21 protein-coding genes and 1 other annotated feature (1 of these 22 cut by a window edge) are annotated in these 21,809 nt (G+C 42.6%); of the genes, 5 read left to right on the forward strand and 16 right to left on the reverse strand.

From position 1 onward, the window contains the following. Positions 1-65, reverse strand: a binding site (T-box leader) (it extends 174 nt beyond the left edge of the window). Positions 66-123: 58 nt separating this feature from the next. After that, on the reverse strand, positions 124-1,848 hold the full coding sequence (acsA, locus tag ACQYAC_RS07635; protein ID WP_058015048.1) for an acetate--CoA ligase: 1,725 nt from the start codon (positions 1,846-1,848) through the stop codon (positions 124-126). A gap of 155 nt (positions 1,849-2,003) precedes the next feature. Here acsA and ACQYAC_RS07640 point away from each other — a divergent pair, with 155 nt between their 5' ends. Genes ACQYAC_RS07640 through ACQYAC_RS07650 form a run of 3 tightly spaced genes read left to right on the forward strand, consistent with a single transcriptional unit; the run spans position 2,004 to position 4,474 of the window. Further along, positions 2,004-2,636: a GNAT family N-acetyltransferase gene (locus ACQYAC_RS07640; protein WP_429943040.1), complete on the forward strand. Its 633-nt coding sequence runs from the start codon at positions 2,004-2,006 to the stop codon at positions 2,634-2,636. 39 nt (positions 2,637-2,675) lie between these two features. Continuing rightward, positions 2,676-3,317, forward strand: a complete 642-nt coding sequence (locus tag ACQYAC_RS07645; RefSeq protein WP_061409135.1) for a CBS and ACT domain-containing protein — start codon at positions 2,676-2,678, stop codon at positions 3,315-3,317. Next, complete coding sequence (locus tag ACQYAC_RS07650) at positions 3,314-4,474, forward strand: acetoin utilization protein AcuC (RefSeq protein WP_429943940.1); 1,161 nt, start codon at positions 3,314-3,316, stop codon at positions 4,472-4,474. Before ACQYAC_RS07645 ends, ACQYAC_RS07650 begins: the two co-directional genes overlap by 4 nt. A 42-nt stretch (positions 4,475-4,516) precedes the next feature. Here the strand turns inward: ACQYAC_RS07650 and ccpA are convergent, their stop codons facing one another. The 11 genes from ccpA to ACQYAC_RS07705 form a co-directional block, all read right to left on the reverse strand. Further along, positions 4,517-5,518, reverse strand: a complete 1,002-nt coding sequence (gene ccpA / locus ACQYAC_RS07655) for a catabolite control protein A (protein ID WP_034665514.1) — start codon at positions 5,516-5,518, stop codon at positions 4,517-4,519. Positions 5,519-5,969: 451 nt separating this feature from the next. Further along, the gene (locus ACQYAC_RS07660; RefSeq protein ID WP_058015046.1) at positions 5,970-7,046 is read right to left on the reverse strand and encodes a bifunctional 3-deoxy-7-phosphoheptulonate synthase/chorismate mutase; all 1,077 of its coding nucleotides are present in this window, start codon (positions 7,044-7,046) and stop codon (positions 5,970-5,972) included. A 218-nt stretch (positions 7,047-7,264) separates the two neighbouring features. Beyond that, complete coding sequence (ytxJ, locus tag ACQYAC_RS07665; protein ID WP_429943041.1) at positions 7,265-7,588, reverse strand: bacillithiol system redox-active protein YtxJ; 324 nt, start codon at positions 7,586-7,588, stop codon at positions 7,265-7,267. A 33-nt stretch (positions 7,589-7,621) separates the two neighbouring features. Next, positions 7,622-8,092, reverse strand: coding sequence for a YtxH domain-containing protein (locus tag ACQYAC_RS07670; protein ID WP_429943042.1), 471 nt, complete (start codon positions 8,090-8,092; stop codon positions 7,622-7,624). 26 nt (positions 8,093-8,118) lie between these two features. After that, positions 8,119-8,538: a DUF948 domain-containing protein gene (locus ACQYAC_RS07675; protein WP_058015044.1), complete on the reverse strand. Its 420-nt coding sequence runs from the start codon at positions 8,536-8,538 to the stop codon at positions 8,119-8,121. 225 nt (positions 8,539-8,763) lie between these two features. Beyond that, complete coding sequence (gene murC / locus ACQYAC_RS07680) at positions 8,764-10,062, reverse strand: UDP-N-acetylmuramate--L-alanine ligase (protein ID WP_058015043.1); 1,299 nt, start codon at positions 10,060-10,062, stop codon at positions 8,764-8,766. Between the two features lie 303 nt (positions 10,063-10,365). Next, positions 10,366-13,116: a DNA translocase FtsK gene (locus ACQYAC_RS07685; RefSeq protein WP_429943043.1), complete on the reverse strand. Its 2,751-nt coding sequence runs from the start codon at positions 13,114-13,116 to the stop codon at positions 10,366-10,368. Positions 13,117-13,312: 196 nt separating this feature from the next. Next, complete coding sequence (gene ytpR, locus ACQYAC_RS07690) at positions 13,313-13,918, reverse strand: YtpR family tRNA-binding protein (RefSeq protein ID WP_044142204.1); 606 nt, start codon at positions 13,916-13,918, stop codon at positions 13,313-13,315. A gap of 16 nt (positions 13,919-13,934) precedes the next feature. After that, positions 13,935-14,747: a DUF1444 domain-containing protein gene (locus tag ACQYAC_RS07695; RefSeq protein ID WP_429943044.1), complete on the reverse strand. Its 813-nt coding sequence runs from the start codon at positions 14,745-14,747 to the stop codon at positions 13,935-13,937. Between the two features lie 19 nt (positions 14,748-14,766). Continuing rightward, positions 14,767-15,087, reverse strand: coding sequence for a thioredoxin family protein (locus ACQYAC_RS07700; protein ID WP_003217665.1), 321 nt, complete (start codon positions 15,085-15,087; stop codon positions 14,767-14,769). Then, positions 15,074-16,102 carry a PTS transporter subunit IIC gene (locus ACQYAC_RS07705; protein ID WP_058015041.1) on the reverse strand — a complete coding sequence of 343 codons (1,029 nt, stop codon included), beginning with the start codon at positions 16,100-16,102 and terminating at the stop codon, positions 15,074-15,076. Before ACQYAC_RS07705 ends, ACQYAC_RS07700 begins: the two co-directional genes overlap by 14 nt. A gap of 200 nt (positions 16,103-16,302) precedes the next feature. On the opposite strand from ACQYAC_RS07705, the gene ACQYAC_RS07710 reads away from it, so the two are divergent. Beyond that, positions 16,303-16,749 carry a YtoQ family protein gene (locus tag ACQYAC_RS07710; RefSeq protein WP_429943045.1) on the forward strand — a complete coding sequence of 149 codons (447 nt, stop codon included), beginning with the start codon at positions 16,303-16,305 and terminating at the stop codon, positions 16,747-16,749. A 42-nt stretch (positions 16,750-16,791) separates the two neighbouring features. On the opposite strand, the gene ACQYAC_RS07715 is transcribed toward ACQYAC_RS07710, so the two are convergent. Next, positions 16,792-17,865, reverse strand: a complete 1,074-nt coding sequence (locus tag ACQYAC_RS07715) for a M42 family metallopeptidase (RefSeq protein WP_429943046.1) — start codon at positions 17,863-17,865, stop codon at positions 16,792-16,794. A gap of 199 nt (positions 17,866-18,064) precedes the next feature. On the opposite strand from ACQYAC_RS07715, the gene ACQYAC_RS07720 reads away from it, so the two are divergent. Continuing rightward, a complete protein-coding gene (locus ACQYAC_RS07720) occupies positions 18,065-18,379 on the forward strand; it encodes a PepSY domain-containing protein (RefSeq protein WP_429943047.1) in 315 nt (104 codons plus the stop codon). 43 nt (positions 18,380-18,422) lie between these two features. On the opposite strand, the gene ACQYAC_RS07725 is transcribed toward ACQYAC_RS07720, so the two are convergent. The 3 genes from ACQYAC_RS07725 to trmB all read right to left on the reverse strand — a co-directional run bounded on the left by ACQYAC_RS07725 (position 18,423) and on the right by trmB (position 21,798). Then, positions 18,423-20,120: an NAD-dependent malic enzyme gene (locus tag ACQYAC_RS07725; RefSeq protein WP_429943048.1), complete on the reverse strand. Its 1,698-nt coding sequence runs from the start codon at positions 20,118-20,120 to the stop codon at positions 18,423-18,425. Positions 20,121-20,193: 73 nt separating this feature from the next. Further along, positions 20,194-21,042, reverse strand: coding sequence for a YtnP family quorum-quenching lactonase (locus ACQYAC_RS07730; protein ID WP_061409161.1), 849 nt, complete (start codon positions 21,040-21,042; stop codon positions 20,194-20,196). Positions 21,043-21,156: 114 nt separating this feature from the next. Then, entirely contained in the window at positions 21,157-21,798 is a 642-nt protein-coding gene (gene trmB, locus ACQYAC_RS07735) for a tRNA (guanosine(46)-N7)-methyltransferase TrmB (protein ID WP_429943049.1), read from the reverse strand. Positions 21,799-21,809: the final 11 nt, after the last annotated feature.

The raw sequence follows: 21,809 nt of genomic DNA on the forward strand, positions 1-21,809 counted from the left end.
CACCAGCCGTCAGCTCTCTTGGACAGGGAAAGATGATTCTACTGAATCTCAGTCAAAACCTTTACATATTCAACTAATGTCATTTTAAACATATTTTTGATATCAAGTCAACTGATGAAAAAATTAATCTTCCATTGTCGATAGGTCGCCAGCTGGTAAATTCAGTTCCCACGCCTTTAGTACACGTCTCATAATTTTTCCGCTTCGCGTTTTAGGGAGTTTGTCTTTAAACTCGATTTCTCTCGGTGCCGCATGTGCAGCGAGTCCTTTTTTCACAAACGTACGAATCTCTTCTTTCAGCTCATCTGTCGGCTCATATCCGCTTCTAAGCGCAATGAATGCCTTAATAATTTCACCGCGGACCGGATCTGGTTTTCCAATGACACCAGCCTCTGCAATGGCCGGATGTTCAACCAGTTTGCTTTCCACCTCAAAAGGACCAACCCGCTCTCCTGATGTCATGATCACATCATCGACACGTCCCTGGAACCAAAAGTATCCGTCTTCGTCCATATAAGCTGAATCTCCTGAAACATACCAATCTCCCGGCATAAAGTAAGATTCATATTTTTCAGGATTGTTCCAGATCGTATGCATCATAGACGGCCAGCCTTTTTTGATGGCGAGGTTGCCCATCCGATATGGCGGAAGTTCATTTCCGGCATTATCCACAATCGCAGCTTCTACACCTGGAATCGGTTTCCCCATTGAACCTGGTTTAATGTCCATGCATGGATAATTACAAATCAGCTGTGCACCGGTTTCCGTCATCCACCAAGTGTCATGAATTCGTTTGCCAAATACAGCGTCTCCCCAGCGAATGACTTCTGGATTAAGGGGCTCACCTACACTTAACACATGACGAAGCGAGCTGAGATCATATTTTTGAATGAGGTCATCTCCTGCCCCCATTAGCATTCTAAAGGCGGTCGGTGCACTGTACCAAACGGTCACACCTAGTGATTCAATCGTTTCATACCACGTATCAGGGTTAAATCTGCCGCCTAAAATGACATTTGTTGCCCCGTTTAACCACGGTGAAAAAATGCCGTACACTGTGCCTGTTACCCAGCCTGGGTCAGCTGTACACCAGTAGACATCGTCTTCTTTCAGATCAAGCACCCATTTACCGGTCTGATCCTGCTGCACCATTGCACCATGGACATGTAGCACACCTTTTGGCGTACCTGTCGACCCTGACGTGTAATGAAGCAGAAAGCCGTCTTTTTCATCCATCCATTCGATTTCAAGATCCTTCGCCGCCTGGTCAAAGGCTTCTTCATAATGGATGGTCCGAACGCCATCGATATCTTCCTTTTCACCGCCGACAATAATGACGGATTCAAGTTTCGGAAGCTCTGCAAACGGAATTCGTTCAAGCAGATCTGGCGTTGTCACAATGACCTTCGCCTCGCTATTTTCTAAACGGTCTTTGACCGCACCTTCCATAAATGCCTCAAATAACGGGCCAACGATCGCACCAATTTTAACTGCGCCAAGCAGAAGAAAATAGAGCTCAGGGGATCTAGGCATAAAGATAAATACGCGATCTCCTTTTTGCACATGCGCCTTTTCTCTGAATAGATTGCCCGCTTTATTTGTGTTGATTTTCATATCTCTGAACGTATACTTTTCATCCCGCTGTGAATCTTTGTAATGAAGCGCCACCTTGTTCTTGCGAAACGAGTCCGCATGTCTGTCAATCGCTTCATAGGCTGCATTTATGTTTCCTGTTTCATACCATGAGAAGTTTTTTCTTGCTTCTTCCCATGAAAATTCTTTGTATGCCTGCTCATAATCATTTAAATGATAGTCCCCTTTTACTGATGGTAGCGTTTCCACTTTCATCAAACAGTCCCCCTTTGCATACGTTTACAATGACCATTATAGTATAGATGACTTTTTTTCTCAATTTTTAAAAAACTTATAGTGAAACCGTTTTAATTCTTGCAGGTTTTAAGATAAAATAGAGACGACTCACTAGAATTTGAGGCGGTGGATACGTGGAGCATCCTAAAACTTATTATTCAAAAATCATTGAGCGAGAAACAGGTTCCATCCTTATTGAAGGTCCGGTACCTGCATCAGAGCTTGCGAACTATACATTTCATGAAGGCCTAACGGCATTTCGCACGCCAGAGGAACAGAAACAAGCACTTGTTGAAATAGCAGATCTTCCAGAAGGACGTATTATCATTGCAAGAGTGGATGAGCTTGTTGTCGGCTATGTCACGTATTTATATCCTGATCCGCTTGAGCGCTGGTCAGAGGGCAACATGGACAATTTAATCGAGCTTGGCGCGATTGAGGTCGCTCCTCCATTTAGAGGCTGCTCACTTGGCAAACATTTACTTGATGTGAGCATGCTGGATGAGCAAATGGAGAATTATATCGTCATTACAACTGAATATTACTGGCATTGGGATTTAAAGGGGACAAAGAAAAACGTGTGGGAGTACCGCAAGATGATGGAGAAAATGATGAACGCAGGCGGTCTTGTTTGGTTTGCAACAGACGAGCCAGAGATCAGCTCACATCCAGCCAATTGTTTAATGGCCAGAATCGGGAAAAATGTGAGTCCTGATTCGATTGAGCGTTTCGATCGTCTCCGCTTCCATCAACGCTTTATGTATTAACGTTCAATTCGTTTTTTTGGCAAAGGGGATTGGTAAACAATGATGATTGAACAAATTATGGAGCGTGATGTGATCACGCTGCGAAAAACCGATACGATTGAAGAGGCCGTAAAAAAAATGAGTGCACATCACATCCGGCATATTCCGATCGTATCTGATCAAGGTTCTGTCATTGGGATGGTGACAGATCGAGATATTAAAAATGCCAGTCCAAGTATATTTGAAACAGAAAAAAGACAGCTCTTTATTCAGCGTCCTGTTGAGGAGATCATGGTATTAGAGACGATTACTGCTCATCCGCTTGATTTCGTTGAAGAGATTTCAAGTGTCTTTTTTGAACACGGAATTGGCTGCCTTCCAGTGGTGAGACGCGGTAAGCTTGTAGGTATTATCACAAAGACTGATTTGCTTCGTACGTTTGTCAGACTGACAGGTGCAGATCAGCCTGGGTCACACTTAGAGGTTGAAGTGGACCAAATGACAGAAGGTCTTGCAGACATCACGGCCATTTTAAAGGAACAGCATATTCAAATGCTGAGTGTGCTTGTGTATCCGCATGCAAATGAATCATCTAAAGTGCTCGTCTTCCGCCTTCAAACCATGCATGCAGACCATGTGACGAAGCTGATTCGCGCAAAAGGATATAAGGTGCTGTGGCCAATGGAGCAGACGATCAAATGAAGGAAGCGACCTTTGTTTTTTCACCCTCTTTTCAAACGTACCAGTTTCACCAAGACCATCCCTTCAATCAGCTTCGTGTCTACTTAACATATGACCTGCTTCAAAAAATGAAGGTGTTAACAGATGATGAGATCGTCGCACCGCGTATGGCGACCCTTGATGAATTAAAGCTCGTCCATACAGCCGATTATATTCAAGCTGTGCAGCGGGCTAGTGAAGGAATGCTCTCTACAGCAGAGGGTGAGCGCTACGGTCTTGGCACGGAGGATACACCGATGTTTGCAGGTATGCATGAGGCAGCTTCTCTCCTTGTTGGCGGGACACTCACAGCCGTTGACCAAGTGATGATGGGACACACGCAGCATGCACTGAATCTTGGCGGTGGACTTCATCACGGGTTTAAAGGACGTGCATCCGGCTTCTGTATTTATAATGACAGCTCAGTGGCGATTCAATATATTCAAAAGACATACGGTGCAAGAATTTTGTATATTGATACGGATGCCCATCACGGAGATGGTGTACAATTCAGCTTTTATGACGACCCTGAGGTTTGTACGGTCTCGATTCATGAAACGGGACGCTATTTGTTCCCTGGAACTGGACAAGTACAGGAAAGAGGTCACGATAAAGGCTATGGCTACGCCTACAATATTCCGCTTGATGCATTTACAGAAGACGAATCGTTCCTTGAAGCATACCGAACAGCAGTGACTGAAATTGCTGCTTTTTTTAAACCAGATGTCATTTTGACGCAAAACGGTGCAGATGCACATTACTATGATCCGTTAACCCATTTATCTGCCACCATGAAAATATATGAGGAAATTCCTAAACTTGCCCATGAGTTAGCGCATCAATATTGTGATGGCAAATGGATCGCTGTCGGCGGAGGAGGATATGATATTTGGCGGGTCGTGCCAAGGGCATGGAGCCGAATTTGGCTTGAAATGAAAGGCATTACACCACCTGATGAACTGCCTCAGGACTGGGTTCAGGCTTGGCATAAACAATCGCCCGTCACTCTGCCATCCACATGGGGAGATCCTGACGATTTATATCCACCGATCCCAAGAAAAGCAGAAATCACAGAAAAAAATGCTCAAACTGTAGAAAAAGCACTGATGCCCGTTAGAAGAGAAAAGAAAAATGCATAAGAAAAGCAGGCATTCACTGATGTGTAAGCCTGCTTTTTCGTTTTATTTTGTTGATTGTCTTTCTTCAATTCGGTGTGGAAGTTCCACAATTTGGTCATCCACTTGCTCTTTGTTCATCAGCTTCGTCAGCAGTCTCATTGCGACAGCGCCAATATCATACGTCGGCTGAACAACAGTTGTCAGCTGAGGACGCACCATGAGAGAAAGTCTCGTGTTATCAAAGCCAATCACTTCTAAATCCTCAGGAATCGATACGCCTCTATCTTGTGCTCCATGAATGACACCTAACGCCATTTCATCTGTAGCCGCAATAACAGCTGTCGGCTTATCAGACTGCTCAAGTAGATGAGCAAGTGATTCAATTCCAGAATCATAAGAGTAATCGCCTTCAGCGACGAGCGCATCGTCAAATGCGATGCCTGCTTCTTCAAGCGCACGTTTATAACCTGCAAGCTTTCTCATAGAGTTAATCGGTTCTGACATTGGGCCAGATACGAAGGCAATTCGCTTATGTCCTTTTTCAACTAAAAGTTGTACTGAATCATAAATCGCTTGCTCATAGTTGATGTTGACAGATGGTGTTTGAGCCTGCTCTTCAACAGATGCTGCAAGAACAATTGGCACAGGAGAGCGCTTAAATTCTTCAACAAGCACATCTGTGATGTTTCCGCCCATAAAGACAATCCCATCTACTTGTTTACCTAGCATAGTATTTAATAGATGAAGCTCTTTATCGGTATTTTGATCTGAGTTGCTCAAAATGATGTTGTACTTATACATTGTGGCGATATCTTCAATTCCGCGAGCAAGCTCCGAATAGAAGATACTAGAAATATCAGGGATGATGACCCCAACCGTTGTTGTTTTTTTACTTGCAAGGCCTCGTGCCACAGCATTCGGACGGTAGCCAAGACGATCAATCGCTTCAAGTACCTTTTTTCTTGTTGTTGGTTTTACATTCGGATTCCCATTCACTACTCGTGATACCGTTGCCATACTTACATTTGCTTCTCTTGCTACATCATATATTGTAACATTATTCACATAAATCACTCCTTCAAATACACTTCATATCTATAGCATTCACCAATTGGATAGAGACATGTCAGATACGAGGAAAATAATATCCTATTTGTCATTAAAACGATGAAAAGAGACACATAATTTTTCAATCTACATCAAAATGACATTCTTTTATGAAATTATACACGTTTTTTCATCATATGAAAACGTTCCCTTTCTTTTTATAACTAAATTAAACAAACTTTAATGAGCTTGTTACCTGTAAATTGAATCATATTTCATGAAAAACCGTCGAGAACGTTAGCTATGACAATGATCTTAGCAGATTGTATTGAATTTTAAAAATGAAAACATTGTGAACAAGCACGTTTGAGGCTTGTAATGTGCTCTTTTCCTTTCATTCCCAATCTTTATCCTATTTACTCCATAGAAAAACCGCCGGGCAGTCATCCGGCGGCTTTTCTATCTATGATTATGCGTGAATGTTCACAAGTGGTCTTAACGCATCTAACCATTTTTCGAATTGTGGAATGTCCATTTGCTGTGCTGAGTCAGATAGAGCAACAGATGGATCTGGATGCACTTCTGCCATGACACCGTCTGCTCCAATCGCAAGAGCTGCTTTCGCTGTTGGAAGGAGAAGATCTCTACGTCCAGTTGAGTGCGTCACATCAACGAAGACTGGTAAATGTGTCTCTTGTTTCAAGATTGGCACAGCAGAAATATCTAGTGTATTTCTTGTCGCTGTTTCGTATGTGCGGATACCGCGCTCGCAAAGGATGATTTGATCATTTCCTTGGGCGATGATGTATTCAGCTGCATTGATGAATTCTGAAATCGTCGCTGCAAGACCGCGTTTTAAAAGAACAGGTTTTTTCACAGATCCAGCTTCTTTTAAAAGTTCGAAGTTTTGCATGTTTCGTGCACCGATTTGGATAACATCGATATGCTCAATCGCTTCTTCAATGTGAGCAGGATTGACGATTTCACTAATGACAGCAAGACCGTATTCATCCGCTACACGCTTTAGAATTTTTAGACCATCTACACCAAGTCCTTGGAAGTCGTATGGACTTGTGCGAGGTTTAAATGCTCCTCCGCGAAGAAGTTTTAGTCCTTGCTGTTTCGCTGCTGCCGCCACTTCTGCGACTTGCTCGTAGCTTTCAACAGCACATGGTCCAACAATGAAGCGCTGTTTCCCATCTCCGATCGCTTCTCCATTGATATTGACAATTGTATTTTCTGGTTTTTTCTTACGAGAAACAAGAAGTGCTTTGCTATGATCATCTTCTTGAAGTTCTAGACCTGCTTTGAAAATCTCTTTGAAAATATGCTGAATCGTTGAGTTTTCGAATGGTCCATCATTTTCTTCAAGAATTTGGTTTAGCATTGTGCGCTCTCTGACAGGATCATAACGGTTGACACCTTGCGCTTCTTTCGCTTTTCCAATTTCTTTTACAATATTTCCTCTTTCATTGATCAGTTTTAAAATTTGGAGATTTAGTTCATCTGCTTGCTGTCTCAATTGTTCTAGTTCATTGTTGCTCATTTTTGTCATCCTTTCCTCTGCCCGCTCTCGCTTTTTATTATTTCATTCTCTCATGATAGGGTTTATTATAAACAAAGATTTCGGAATTGTCACGAAAATTTTCTTTATTACCCAAACGCTTTTAAGTGATAAAGTATTATGTGTAAGATTATAGCATAGTTTTGATTGAAGTAAACCTTTTTTTATAAAAAAAACGTCAGCAATTGCTGACGTTTCTTTTACACATTATGTTCAAGCGCTTCTTTTGTAATGCTTGAGTGAGATGCATGCCATTTTACTTTTCCACCACTAAAGACGAGTGCCTGGGGACTTTCGTGCTTTACCCCCGACTTTTCTGTCACATAGGATGAAAGCTCCCTTGTGTTTTGAATTTGCAAGAAATAAGTTGGCACGTCTTCATGTGCAGACGCAAATGCTTCAAACTCTTGAAAAGCCGCTTGACTGATCGGACATGTCAAACTGTGCTTAAAAAAGACAAAGGTCCCATCTTGATTCGTTAGTTGATCAAACTGTGCTTCTGTTTCAATGAGTTGTTTTGACATGATGTTCTCCTTCTTCACTCTGTGCAGTAAGAGTTAGCCTTTAGTCGATTGTTCTACTTTTTCTTTGACATCTTTTATGCCATCTTCAATTTCTGATTTCGCTTCTTGTGCTCGTACTTTTACTTCATCTGCTACATCTGATGCTTCACTTGCTAGGTCAGCTGCCGCATCTTCTGCTTCACTTTTCACATGATTAGCTTTTCCAGCTGCACGCTCTTTTATGTCTTTCACTTTGTCTAAAATTTGGTTTGACTGTTCTGCCACCAGTTGGGACAATTCAGACGTTTTATCTTTCGCAATCGTCACATATTCAGTGCCTCTTTCTTTTGCATCTGTTGTGAGTCGATCTGTTTTTTCTTTTAAAACATTCGCTTGGGTGTTCAAATCATCGCGAAGCTCTTTCCCTGACTTCGGTGCTAAAAATAAGGCTGTTGTTGCACCCACAATGCCACCAATAAGTGTTCCGATCAAAAAGTCTTTGCTATTGATTCCGTCTTTGCTCATGATTATTCCTCCTATGCGAAAATGGTTTATTTTTGGTGTTTTCGTTGTTTCCACTTTTTATAAATTTCAAGTGCTGCGTTACTCCAGCTTACCACATCCGTGACTTTTTCTTGATTTCGTTCAACGGATGAAGAAACCGCACCAGCTGCCTGCTTTATGCTTGAATTAAATTGGTTGATCGAGCCGCCAATTCCCTGCACCGCATCCACAACTGTGTTGAGTTTTGCCGATTTGTCTTGGATATCTTCAGCAAGCTGATTCGTCTTATGTAGCAACTGTGCTGTCTCTGTGGTGATCCCTTGCATCTGACCTTCAAGACCTTCTAAAGTTGATGCGACATTCTTTAATGTCAGCTGTAAGGATTTTAATGTTTTGGACAAGTAGATGACAAGAATGAGGAAAGCAATTGCGATCAGTGCAACGCTTAGATATAGAATAATAATCATCTGATACCTCCTTTGCTGCGGGCATATTCAATTCAATACCCTCTCGTTGTATCATTCAAACATCGCCTAGAATGACCGTTTGAATAATAATTCTACACTTATTCGCTAATTCCTGTCCACAGCGAACGAAAAAATGCGGCTGATGTTGACACAATTAGCCCCTTTGTCACATTTTATTCAAAATAAAAAAAGTGCCGATCAAAACGGCACTGTTCGTTTAAGTATTTATACAGCGACTTTTTCATAAGCACGCAAATATTTTTGAATGTCTCCTGCTCCCATAAAGATCAGAATCGCATCTTCGTGCGCTTTCAGCACAGATGTGTCTTCTTCTGCAATCAATTGGGCCTGCGGGATTTTTTCTCGTAAATCTTCAATGCTCAGCTTCCCAATGTTTTCACGGGCTGAACCGAAAATATCGCATAGATATACATAGTCCGCTTTCTTTAGACTGTCAGCAAATTCACTTAAGAATTGCTGTGTACGAGTGAACGTATGAGGCTGGAAGACAGCCACAATCTCACGGTCTGGATACTTTTGGCGTGCTGCTTCAATTGTGACTTCAATCTCCGTTGGGTGATGGGCATAGTCGTCAATTAAAACCTGCTCACCGACTACTTTTTCATTAAAGCGGCGTTTGACTCCGCCAAATGTCGTTAGTGCCCCTTTGATGAGCTCTACATCAATGGCTTCATAGTGACATAATGCAATGACAGCTAATGAATTAAGGACATTATGATTTCCATAGGCAGGAATGTAGAAGGTATCATAAAACGTATTGCGCACGAACACATCAAATGTAGTGCCTTCCGTGTTTTTTACAACATTGCGTGCTTGGAAATCATTTTCTTCATTGAAACCGTAGTACACAACAGGTACCTTCGCTTGAATCTTAGGCAGATGCTCATCATCACCGCAAGCGATAATGGCTTTTTTCACTTGAAGCGCCATGTTTTGAAACGCATCAAACACGTCGTCAATGTCCGAGAAATAATCAGGATGGTCAAAATCAATATTGGTCATGATCGCATAGTCTGGATGATAGCTGAGGAAGTGTCTGCGGTATTCGCATGCTTCAAATACAAAATACTCGCTGTTTTCTTTCCCCATACCAGATCCATCACCGATTAAGTATGAAGTTGGTTTCGCTGATTGCATCACATGGGCAAGCAGTCCTGTTGTTGACGTTTTACCATGAGCACCAGTAATCGCAACGTTTGTGAATGAATCCATGTATTCTCCAAGGAATTTATGGTAACGAATGACAGGAATCCCTTCAGAAAGGGCACGTTCAATCTCAGGGTGTGTATCAGGAAATGCATTACCTGCAATGACGGTCATCCCTGGCTGAATATTATCTGGGTCAAAAGGAAGAATTTTAATATTTCGTTCTTCTAATGCTTTTTGTGTAAAGATATGTTTTTCGATATCCGATCCTTGGACAGTATACCCAGTATCATGAAGAATTTGGGCCAGTGGACTCATACCTGTCCCTTTTATTCCAACAAAATGATAAACAGTCATAATTGTACCTCCAACAAACGTCTATCTGACTTACAGTATATGACGCTCATTTCAATTTGCAACTTGTGATTTTCGCCTCTAGCGGGTCACAGATCGCAGCTCCAAATAAAGATTTTTTCCGATCTTCCTATTCTAATCAATATTAACTATGATTAGTATCCGACAACTTTCCTATTTCTAACACCTGCTTTCGCTCATTTTACATAAAAAAGCGTTCTGACAGGCATGCGAAAAGCGTCCAATTCCAAAATTGCACCTATGTGCTATCATACCATGTTTATGAAAAAAATGAAGTGATTTTGTTTAGATCAGCTGTTCTAAGTCACTCAGTGTCATGAGGACTTCCCTTGGCTTACTGCCTTTTGCACCAGAGATCATGCCCTCGCGTTCCATCATGTCGATCAATCTGGCTGCACGATTGTAGCCAATTCTAAATCTTCTCTGCAAACTCGATGTACTAGCGCTATTTTGCTCAATGGCAAAACGGCAGGCATCCATAAATAATTCGTCTTCATCTGTAATCGCAGAGCCTTGGAGCATTAATTCCTCCTGTTCGAAAAGGAATACTGGCTTACGCTGTTTTCTAACATGTGCCACTACTTGATCGATCTCGCGGTCTGATACAAAGTTTCCTTGCAGCCTCGTCGGCTTGCCGGAGCCATTTTCTAAGAAGAGCATGTCTCCTTTTCCGAGAAGCTTTTCTGCACCTGCCATGTCGATGATCGTTCTAGAATCTACCTGACTTGAGACAGAGAAAGCAATTCTTGTTGGAATATTGGCTTTAATCAGACCTGTGATGACATCAACAGAAGGTCTTTGTGTGGCAATCAATAAGTGAATACCGCACGCCCTTGCTTTTTGCGCAATTCGGCAAATGCTTTCTTCGACTTCGTTTGGTGCGACCATCATTAAATCAGCGAGCTCATCGATCACCACGACAAGATAAGGTAGTTTTTCACCCATTTGTTTTTCTTTGACAAGCTCATTGAATCGTTTGATTTCTCTCACACCAGAGTGCGCAAACAGTTCGTAGCGTCTTTCCATTTCATCCACTACCCATTTCAGAGCAGCTGTCGCTGTCTTGGCATCGGTGATAACAGGACTCACAAGATGCGGAATATGATTATAAGGCGCTAATTCGACCATTTTAGGGTCAATTAACAGCATTTTCACTTCATCTGGTGACGCTTTAAACATTAAGCTCACTAAAATGGTATTGATGCAGACACTTTTTCCTGAACCGGTTGCTCCAGCAATTAAGCCATGCGGCATTTTTTGCAGATCAACGACAACAGGCTGTCCTGAGATATCTAATCCGAGTGCTGCTGTTAAAGGAGATGGATTGTCTCTAAACGCACTGCTTCTGATCATCTCTCGTAAGAAAACCATTTTACTGTGAAGGTTCGGCACTTCGATCCCAATCGTGTTCTTTCCTGGAATTGGTGCTTCAATTCGAATATCCTTTGCGGACAAACTGAGTTTAATATCATCTGACAGGTTCGTGATTTTGTTCACTTTGACACCTGGTTCTGGATGTACTTCAAACCTCGTCACAGAAGGGCCTTGCGTGACATGAACGACACTTGCTCTGACATTGAAATTTTTCAGCGTGGCATTGAGCAGCTCTGCCCGCTCTTTCACCCATGTCCCGTCCTCTTCTTTTTGAGCTGGAGGTACGTCTAATAGGGCGAGGCTTGGAAACACATAACCTTGGGCATCTGCTGCTTTCTTTTGTCCTTGCACACGCTGATCACTTTTTAACATCATGACGTTAAAAGGAACCGTTGAGGTTTGTCCGCTTGCACGTTGTGTCTGAGGAGATGTCTGTTTCGGTTTTTCTTCCATCACTTCATGCAATTGTTCTTGCTTTTCTTGCTGCTCTATGACAGGTTCTACTCGTTCAGTAGCGGTCTGTTCGTCTGCTGCTTGTTCTATTGGCATCACTTGATCTTCTACTATTTCCGCTTCTTCTAACATTTGATCTTCTTGCAGATCATGCTCGGCAATTGGCTCAGTTTCTTCCAATGATTCCGCTGGCACTTCTTCTTGATGGTCTTCTTCGATGGAATCAGTTTTTATTTCCTCGACCGGTTCTGCTGAGATGTCGTCTAGTACCTCTACTTCTTCTGCCGGCATGTCTACTTCCATTTCAATTGCGGGATGCGTGTCTTCCGCTGTTTCGAATGTCAACGGTTCTATTTCCTTTGTATGATCGACAAACTGTTCTACTGGCTCAGCTTTTATTTCTTCGTCTTCACTGGAAACATCCTGTACCAGCTCAGACTCTACCGGCGGTTCGTGATACACTTCGGCTTGCTGATTATGTAAGTCAGCTTCAATATGGTCTTGAGACTCAGAAAAGACTGGCTCTTTTTCCTCTGTTTGAATGAAAGGCTCGTCATTTAAACGCTCCATCGTCGATTGAACGTGATCCTGATAAGCGAGTTCCTCTTGCAAAGTAAGCGGAGTCACGTCTGTTTGCATGTCCACTCTTTCTTCTGCTGGGGCTGGAACTGTTTCTTCCATACGATTTTCTTTCCGTATTGACGGAATGTTCATTTGCTGTCTGACATTTCGTTCACGCTCTGCCTCTTCTGATAACAGGGTGACTCGCTGCGCTGTTTCTGCTGCTTTCATTTGAACAGAAGATGATTCTTCTTTCGTCTCTGTTCGTTTTGGACGCATATCCTGATGATAGCCATAGATTGGTGACGGAATTTGCTCTGGTTTGAATGGCTTTTTATGAATGTCAGGCTGCACCGTTTGTTTTGACTCATAGGTCTTCTGCTTGGCCTTTGGGTGGCCTTGCTTCGGGCGTCTTCTTTCCTGCTTTACTCCGTCTCGCTGAGGTTCATCTGGAACGAGCGGAAAGCGGAAGTTGCCTGCTGGATATTCATAATAGACTTTTGTATCTTCAATTTTTTTATATTCTTTATGCTGTTCAAAAACTGGCTGCTTTGGTGCAACTGGACCTTCCTCAGGTCTCACAGCTTTTTCTTCTTTCTTTTCTTCTCCTAAAAATACACTAAAAAATTTATCTAACCAACTCATCATTTATCACTCACTTTAACTCCCCTTACGTTTTCTTGGGCGATTTTTAGTATACCATTGCTTTTTCATGCAGAAAAGCGAGAAAAGTGCCGCTCCTTGCTATTTGTACTGTCTGTAGATGAAAAAAAGTCACTAAGTACGTACTTAGTGACTTTTGGTATAACACATTCTTCGCTCTGATGTGCCCGTTTATGGGAGGTTATGCTTGAAAGGGTTCGCCAGCTTGATGGCTTCCCTCTAGAACAAGAATCCCTTTTTCAGCAGGCGCGTCTGGAAGATCTAGTTCTTTTGCTGAACAAATCATACCGCTTGATGGAACACCTCTTAGCTCAGCATCTTTGATGATTAAACCGCTTGGCATCACTGCCCCAACCTTCGCAACCACGACATATTGCCCTTGATCAACGTTTGGTGCACCGCACACGATTTGTAATGTTTCATCGCCAACATCCACTTGGCAAATGTTTAATTTATCTGCATTCGGATGCTTTTCTTTTTCCTTTACATAACCGACAACAAATTTTGGTGATAGATCGACAGTCAACGTTTCACTGACACCGTTGCGGTTTAAAATTTCGTTGATATCTTGAACAAGTGTTTCAGAAAGCGGTACAGATCCGTTTTCTTCAATTTTCATGTAAGTAGATGCATTGAAGATATTAAAGCCTGTTGTTTCTTTTGTTTCTTGATTGAAGATTCTTACGACATCTCCAAACGTCTCATGACCTACTTCTTCTCTCGTCACATCTTTCAAGGAAATAAGGAGTGTGTCGCCTACACCTTCTGCATTATAAAAAACGTTCATTCTTCAAAATTCCCTTCTACTGCTGTTTTGGTCTGCTTTTAGCAAGAATAAAGATCGGTTCAAGCTTGCCCTCATCATATAAAAATGACAATGCGGTAATCGGAACCGTGCCGCTGGCGAAGAAGCTCATCGACATCTGTCCTAAAATATCATAGCCTGATTCATTGCGAACATCTGCAATGATGAATACATCTTGATGGGGGACAGAAATGGCCATCTGTCCTTCTATTTTTTGCGCATACTCTTGTAAAATCGATTCATTTAAAAGTCTGCTGGCATCATATCCGTCATTTGCACGGAAGAAATAAAACCGGTTGCCTGCCACTTCATCCATTTTCACCACAGTTTCAAGTGAGCGGACATTGAAGCTTGCAGTTTCCCTAATTCGTTCTTTTGTCCAGTTTTCCTTTTGAAGCATCTTTTCATCAATTAATCTGTAGGTGCTTCCAAGGTCAAGTGCATAGTAGATTCTCGTTTCAGCTGTATGCTCATCAAAAACGAGCGGAATGCCATCACTTGATGTCTCCGGAAAGGATGTGGATCGAATGACCGGAAAAATTTGCTTTTCTTTTCCTGAGATGTGCTGCGCTTCGCCTTTCATGGCACTTAGCGCCTCTTTCACATAATAAACGATCTCATCCAATGTTTCATCAGGCTTTACTTCCCACTTTGCAATGATTGGCGGGAGCTCTAGTGTGATTCCTTTACCTGTTTGTTTATCTTCAATACGAAGCGTATCTTTTTCTCGGTCAAACTGGTGTAACCAGCTGTCATTTGTCAGACGACTTTTGAGTTCGTTCGCAAGCTGTCTTGATGTCATTTTTGCCATGATTTAGACTCTCCTTTCATTATTTAGAAAGAGAATCTGTTAAAAATGCTTCAATCTCTTCCTTCGTTTTACGATCCTTGCTGACAAAGCGGTTAATCTCTTGTCCATTTTTAAATACTAAAAAGCTTGGAATGCCGTAAATTTCCCACTCTGCGCAAGTGTCAATAAATTGATCTCTATCCACATAGAAGTACTCAAATTCTGGGTAGTTTGCTTCAAGCTCTGGCAAGAATGGTTCGATAAAGGTGCAGTCTGGGCACCAGTCCGCTGAAAATAGCAATACTGTTAAGTCTTCTTGAATCACTTTTTGTAATTCTTCATTTGATTCAATTTTTTTCATGTTTCATTCCTCCAGTTTGTATGGTTAAATCTCCGAATTGTATATAGCCTTTCTTTCTCATCCATTCTGATACTACCAAACTAATCACTGCTGGGCCAACGATATGCAAAAGAGCGATCGCCAGAAAAACGGATGGATGAAATCCCATAACGGTCAGTGTCATGAGCTGTCCAACGAGGCCGCTCGTTCCCATTCCTGCCCCTGCCGCATTATTGACCATCCCAAAGCCAATGATACCAATTGGCGCGAGAATGAGGCCCGCTATCGTTGGTGGAATAAGGATAAGGGGATTTTTCACAATGTTCGGCAGCTGTAATTTTGATGTGCCAATACCGACAGCGGCAAGACCGCCAAAACGATTTTCTCTAAAGCCCGCAGCGGCAAAGCCGACCATTTGAGCGCAGCAGCCGATTGTTGCAGCACCAGCAGCTAGACCGCTTAAGTCAAGCATGAGTGCAAGCGCAGCACTTGAAATCGGTGAGCTGAGGGCAAGTCCAACAATGGTTGCGACTAGCATGCCCATGATCAGCGGACTTTGGTCAGTCCCCCACATGATGAGCCTGCCAAGCCCTGTCATCATGGCTTCAATCCCAGGACCGATCAAAGCGGCGGTGGAAAAACCAGTGATGATGGTGACAAGCGGTGTCAAAATGATATCAATTTTTGTCTCACCACTGACCAGCTTACCGATTTCCACACCAATTAATGCTGCGGCAAAGCTTCCAGCAGGTCCACCAAGCTCTGCTCCTGCAGCACCTGAGACAACACTTGCAAAAATGATCAAAGGAGATGCCTGTAACCGGTACGCAACGGCTACACCGATCGCTGGTCCCATGAGCCCCATGGCGAGTGTTCCCATTTTGATGATGAGCGGAAGTGATAACAGACCGCCTGCTGTTTTTAAAATCAGACCTACTACTAGTGTAGCAAATAGACCTAAAGCCATATAAGAGAGTGCATCAATGAAGTACACTTTTGGCGAAAGGGAGATTCCCTTTCTTTTCAAATAAGTCATCAACGTCGTCTTCCTGCTTTCTCATAGGAAAGACGAAGAGGCCTGTCCTTCCCATTATATGTAGTATTCTTACGATGAAAAATAGTCTCTACCATGAATATCATAATCATATTTTTTTTGCTTTATCAAGCACTTCTTGTGTAACATGAAAAGAAACAGGGCAAACCTTTACTAAGTTTGTACAAAAGGAGGAGATTGTTATGCAACTAACCGTCTATTTAGCAGGAGAAATTCATAGCCAGTGGCGCGATGAAATCAAGGAGAAAAGCCAATCATTGAAACTGCCAGTAACATTTGTTGGTCCAATGGAGAATCATGACCGCTCCGATCACATTGGTGAGGACATTTTAGGTGAGCAGCCAAATGCCATTTTCAAAGATGATGCTGCTTCTGATTTGAATAATTTCCGTACTGAGATCCTATTAAACAAAGCAGACATCGTCATTGCCCGCTTTGGTGAGAAATATAAACAGTGGAACACGGCAATGGATGCATCTGCTGCCATCGCTAAAGGGAAACCTCTCATTTTGGTCCGTCCAAAAGAACTGCACCATCCGTTAAAGGAACTATCAAATAAAGCGAATATCACTGTGGAAACCGTAAACCAAGCGATCAAAGCGTTATCTTACGTGTTTGAACAGCAATAAAAAAAGGCTGCTCTCTTGAAAGAGGCAGCCTTTTGTTTACATTTAAACTTGTTGATATATAGAATCCACTGTACGTTGATCACAGTTTTTCACAAGACGGACAATTAATTCTTTTGCCGCTGCATAATCATCCACATGCAATACTGAATGACTTGTGTGAATGTAGCGAGCACACACTCCAATGACAGCAGAAGGCACGCCTTGGTTTGAAATATGCACACGTCCAGCGTCCGTACCACCTGGTGATACGAAGTATTGGTATGGTATATTGGTTGACTCAGCCGTATCAAGCACAAAGTCTCTCATCCCTCGGTGCGTAATCATGGTTCGATCAAAAATACGCAGAAGTGCACCTTTGCCAAGCTGGCCGAATTGTGTTTTGTCACCTGTCACATCGTTTGCAGGGCTTGCATCTAAAGCAAAGAACAGATCTGGCTGAATCATATTCGCAGCTACTTCTGCCCCTCTAAGCCCTACTTCTTCCTGAACCGTTGCACCTGAATACAAATGACAGGAAAGTGGTTCGTCTTTTATTTCTTTTAATAATTCAATCGCAAGTCCGCAGCCATAGCGGTTATCCCAAGCCTTTGCTAAAATCTTTTTAGGATTCGCCATAGGGGTAAAGACTGTTGCAGGCACGATTTGCTGTCCTGGGCGAATGCCAAGTTCTTTTGCCTCTTCTTCACTGTCTGCCCCAATATCAATGAGCATGTCTGATGGTTTCACAGGTTTGCTTTTTTGTTCTGGAGTCAGAAGATGAGGCGGTGTACTAGAGACGACACCAGGAATTGGCCCGTGATCGGTATGAACGTCGACACGCTGTGCCAGCATGACTTGACTCCACCAGCCGCCGAGTGTTTGGAAGCGTATCATCCCATTCTTCGTAATGGATGAAACCATGAATCCCACTTCATCCATATGACCAGCCACCATGATTTTAGGTGCGTTCTCTGGTCCCTTGCGTACCCCAAACACACCGCCAAGACGATCCTGAATGAGTTCGTCAGAATATTTCTCAAGTTCCTTTTTCATAAAAGCACGCACATGGTGCTCATTACCTGGGGTGCCTTGTAATTCTGTTAAATTTCGGAAAAGCGACAACGTTTCTTCATTCATTCTACGATTTACCTCGTTTCTATGTAATGACCATATATATTCCTATAAAAATAACACTCACTTTATACTATAAGAATTCTTTCGGTTTTCCAAGTATCTCTCCAGAAATTTTGAATATGCTTTCAACTATTCGGATTCCTTAACATCAATGGACAAGTTTTGTATAATGGAAAAAACAGCAATACGGAGGTGCAGCACGTTGAAGTTAAAATATGTTCTGATTGGTGCGAGTATTGGCGTAGCCGCTGCAATTGTTGCAAAGAAAGTATTTTTCCCTACGTATATCTCGTCTGAAAAAGCATTAAAAATTGTGAAATCCGCTTTTAAACAGCGCGGCCCGATTGATGGCTCTTGGATTTATACTGTACCAGAACCGTATACCGTAAATGGTGAAACGATTGATGTGTACAAATCTGGCATTACTCGCTCAGCCTTTGGGGAGCTTGAACAGTACGAAGTCATGATTGATGCCAAAACAGGCATGATTGTGGATGTCATTGATTCTGTGGCTTGATAAAGAAAGCTTCGCAAAGGTGTGTCCTTGCGAAGCTTCTTTTTTATATGGCTTTGATTTTTTTGTACACAGGATGCCACATAGCGTCCTGTACAGCCTGAATAAGGTCCTCAGGCGTTTCCTCTGCAATTCCTTCATCAATCGCTGCTTGCGCCACACGGACAGCCACTGTCGCTGAAACGGTTCGAAGCTGATCGACTCTCGGCAGCATCGCTGCACCCGGCTTTCCGACATTGACCATGCTGGCAATCGCTTCAGCACTCGCAACAAACATGCTGTCTGTCATGAGGCGTGCTTTAGACACAATCGTTCCAAGACCAAGCCCTGGGAACACTAGAGCATTATTCGCTTGCCCAATTTCATATGTGACGCCGCCATATTCGACAGGATCAAATGGGCTTCCTGTTGTCACGAGGGCGCGTCCTTCTGTCCACTCAATGAGATCTTCAGGCTTTGCTTCTGAAAGAGGTGTTGGGTTCGACATCGGTAAAATCGCCGGGCGCTCTACGTGCGACGCCATTTCTTTTACAATTTCCTCTGTAAATGCTCCCCCTACTGTCGAGGTGCCAATTAAGATCGTTGGTTTTGCCTGTTTGACGACCTCTAATAAATCAATGGAATGCTTAGGGCCATTACGGGCATAATCCTTTACTTCGTCAGAACGTCTTGCATATGGCTTTTGAAATGGCTGAATATCAGGCGAATCATCTGTAAGCAATCCTGTTTTATCAATACACCAGAAATGATCATATGATTCCTCTTCTTTGACTCCGTCTCTGACGATCGCATCACGGATCTGCTCCGCTATGCCAATCCCTGCAGTACCCGCTCCGAAAATGACGATTCGGTGGTCTTTCAGCGGAACCTTTGAAGCTTTTGCACATGCCAGAACCGCAGCAAGTGAAACAGCTCCAGTCCCTTGAATGTCATCATTAAATGTACAAATTCGTTCCTTATATTTTTCCAATATAGCTCGTGCATTTTTTGTCCCAAAGTCTTCCCAGTGCAGGAGTGCATTTGGAAAGGTTGCGCGGGCAAGCTCTACATATTGATCGATGAACTGATCATAACGCTCTCCTCGAACGCGAGAATGCTGATTTCCAACATAAAGCGGATCATTCAAGAGACTTTCTTGGTTCGTCCCCGCATCAAGCACAACGGCCAGTACACGGCTAGGATCAATGCCTGCTGCAGCTGTATAAACAGCAAGTTTCCCGACTGAAATGGCAATACCGCCAACACCCCAGTCTCCAATACCTAAAATGCCTTCTGCATCTGTCGCAACGATTAAGTCAATGGATTCATCCACACCGTAAGAGGCAAATATCTCTTCCATACCTTCCAAGTCATCAATTGATAAATAAAGCCCTCTTGGCTTTCGATACTCGTGGCTATAACGCTGAATGGCTGTTCCAACCGTCGGTGTATAGACAATCGGCAGCATCTCTGCCAAGTGCTCATTTAGTAATTTGTAAAAAAGCACTTCGTTTCTGTCGTGAAGTGATGTTAAATACACATTTTTCCCAAGCTCATCCGGCTGTGCCTTGAACTGCTCATACGCACGCTTTGCCTGATCCTCTAATGTTAAAACTTTAGGCGGTAAAAAACCCTTTAAACCAAGCTCTTCCCGCTCTTCTTTCGTAAATGCAACCCCTTTGTTTAAATAAGGGACGGACATGACTTCCATCCCTCTTAATGGTGTTTCAATGACATCACCATGTACACGATAAGATTGGTTCACCTGCACTCTTCCTTTCACAAGTTCATTTTGTCGTTATTTTGTGTGAAAGGCGAAAAAACATGCAGATGATCTTTTATCTTCCTGTTTCTCTTTTGACTTCATGTGTGATTTGCCCATCTTCATCCCACTTAACAGCGCGGTAAATCGCATCATGATAAAACAAGTACCACGCATTTTTTTCTTCTGCAAATGCCTGCCATTTTTGCTTAGCTGGAATTGAAGTCATTGGGTAATCATCATAAGCCAAGACCCATAATGGATTTTTATGAGCGTGCGTTGGCATAATGTCAGCTAAATGAATCGCTGTTTCGCCCTGACTTGTGAGCGTTAAGATGCTATGGCCATTGCTATGACCGCCTGTATGATGCAGCTCAATGCCTTCTATTACTTCGATGCTTTCTTCAAATGGCACCACTTGATCTGCGATTGGCTCCCAGTTTTCTTTCCAATATGTATTTCTTGAACGGATGTTAGGCGCCCTCATTTCATCCCATTCAATTTTGGATGTGATGATTTTTGCTTGCGGAAAAACAGACACGAGTTTTTCTCCTTCACGTTTTGTTAATCCGCTTGCATGATCGAAGTGAAGATGCGTCATTAAAACGTAATCAATATCTGCTGTTTGCAGACCGAGTGCCGCGAGTGACTCTTCCAATTTCGTCTCTTCTGTTACGCCGTAATTGCGTTTTTGTTTATCCGTCAGCTTACCTGATCCGATGCCGGAATCCACTAAAAAATGGAGACCATTCCACCTTATGAGGATCGGGTCACACCGCAGTTCAATTTGATTGCGATCGTTCACCGGGTATTTTTTTGACCATAACGGCTTTGGCACCACACCAAACATTGCACCGCCGTCCATGTGTGTATCTCCCCCGTTTAACCAAAATAGTTCCATGTCACCTATTTTCATTGTCTCCATTGCTGTCATCCCTCCTTTTTCTATCGTAGCAAATACAGCTGAAAATCGCATGCATCAATCTTTTCATGAAAAAAGCTGACTGCAATTTTTTTGCAGCCAGCTTGATGTCACTTGTTATTCTGGAAATTTTACTTCTGATCGATAGATAGGTTGCCCCATAGACGAGAATTTCTCTTCGTATTCCGTCATCACATTTCCTTCTAGTCCGTCCTTATGTAAATCTAAGCTTACATACGTTAAAAGAAGTCCATATGCAGAAAAGCTCTTTAAGGAATATTCAAATAACCCGCGGTTATCTGTTTTGAAATGCAGCTCACCGCCTGAACGGAGAATATGTTCATATCGCTCTAAAAAGGCTTTAAACGTCAATCTGCGCTTTTCATGCCTTGCTTTTGGCCACGGGTCAGAGAAATTCAAATACACCCGGTCAATCTCATTTTCCGCAAACACATCTGTCAGCGTTTCCGCATTAATGTTCAAAAGCTTTACATTTTCAACATCTGTCTCTTTGATTTTATCTACTGCTGTCACAATGACACTTTTAAATAATTCAATGCCAATATAGTTGATATCAGGATGAAGCTTGCCCATTCCAGCGATAAAACTCCCTTTTCCTGTGCCAACTTCGATATGGATTGGATGATCATTTCCAAACAGCTCATGCCATTTCCCTTTATATTGCTCGGGGTTAGCTAAGGCAATATGAGCATTTTCAGCTAAGTAATCATCAGCCCATGGTTTATGTCGCATTCTCAATTTGATACACC

The sequence above is a fragment of the Bacillus sp. MM09(2025) genome, from assembly GCF_050496725.1.
Lineage (GTDB): Bacteria > Bacillota > Bacilli > Bacillales > Bacillaceae > Bacillus > Bacillus pumilus.

Bases quoted from the DNA above. Each gene is read 5' to 3' on its own strand.
- acsA (WP_058015048.1), bottom strand. From the start codon at position 1,848: ATGAAAGTGGAAACGCTACCATCAGTAAAAGGGGACTATCATTTAAAT.
- ACQYAC_RS07645 (WP_061409135.1), top strand. From the start codon at position 2,676: ATGATGATTGAACAAATTATGGAGCGTGATGTGATCACGCTGCGAAAA.
- ACQYAC_RS07650 (WP_429943940.1), top strand. From the start codon at position 3,314: ATGAAGGAAGCGACCTTTGTTTTTTCACCCTCTTTTCAAACGTACCAG.
- ACQYAC_RS07660 (WP_058015046.1), bottom strand. From the start codon at position 7,046: ATGAGCAACAATGAACTAGAACAATTGAGACAGCAAGCAGATGAACTA.
- ytxJ (WP_429943041.1), bottom strand. From the start codon at position 7,588: ATGTCAAAACAACTCATTGAAACAGAAGCACAGTTTGATCAACTAACG.
- ACQYAC_RS07670 (WP_429943042.1), bottom strand. From the start codon at position 8,092: ATGAGCAAAGACGGAATCAATAGCAAAGACTTTTTGATCGGAACACTT.
- ACQYAC_RS07675 (WP_058015044.1), bottom strand. From the start codon at position 8,538: ATGATTATTATTCTATATCTAAGCGTTGCACTGATCGCAATTGCTTTC.
- murC (WP_058015043.1), bottom strand. From the start codon at position 10,062: ATGACTGTTTATCATTTTGTTGGAATAAAAGGGACAGGTATGAGTCCA.
- ACQYAC_RS07685 (WP_429943043.1), bottom strand. From the start codon at position 13,116: ATGATGAGTTGGTTAGATAAATTTTTTAGTGTATTTTTAGGAGAAGAA.
- ytpR (WP_044142204.1), bottom strand. From the start codon at position 13,918: ATGAACGTTTTTTATAATGCAGAAGGTGTAGGCGACACACTCCTTATT.
- ACQYAC_RS07695 (WP_429943044.1), bottom strand. From the start codon at position 14,747: ATGGCAAAAATGACATCAAGACAGCTTGCGAACGAACTCAAAAGTCGT.
- ACQYAC_RS07700 (WP_003217665.1), bottom strand. From the start codon at position 15,087: ATGAAAAAAATTGAATCAAATGAAGAATTACAAAAAGTGATTCAAGAA.
- ACQYAC_RS07705 (WP_058015041.1), bottom strand. From the start codon at position 16,102: ATGACTTATTTGAAAAGAAAGGGAATCTCCCTTTCGCCAAAAGTGTAC.
- ACQYAC_RS07710 (WP_429943045.1), top strand. From the start codon at position 16,303: ATGCAACTAACCGTCTATTTAGCAGGAGAAATTCATAGCCAGTGGCGC.
- ACQYAC_RS07715 (WP_429943046.1), bottom strand. From the start codon at position 17,865: ATGAATGAAGAAACGTTGTCGCTTTTCCGAAATTTAACAGAATTACAA.
- ACQYAC_RS07730 (WP_061409161.1), bottom strand. From the start codon at position 21,042: ATGGAGACAATGAAAATAGGTGACATGGAACTATTTTGGTTAAACGGG.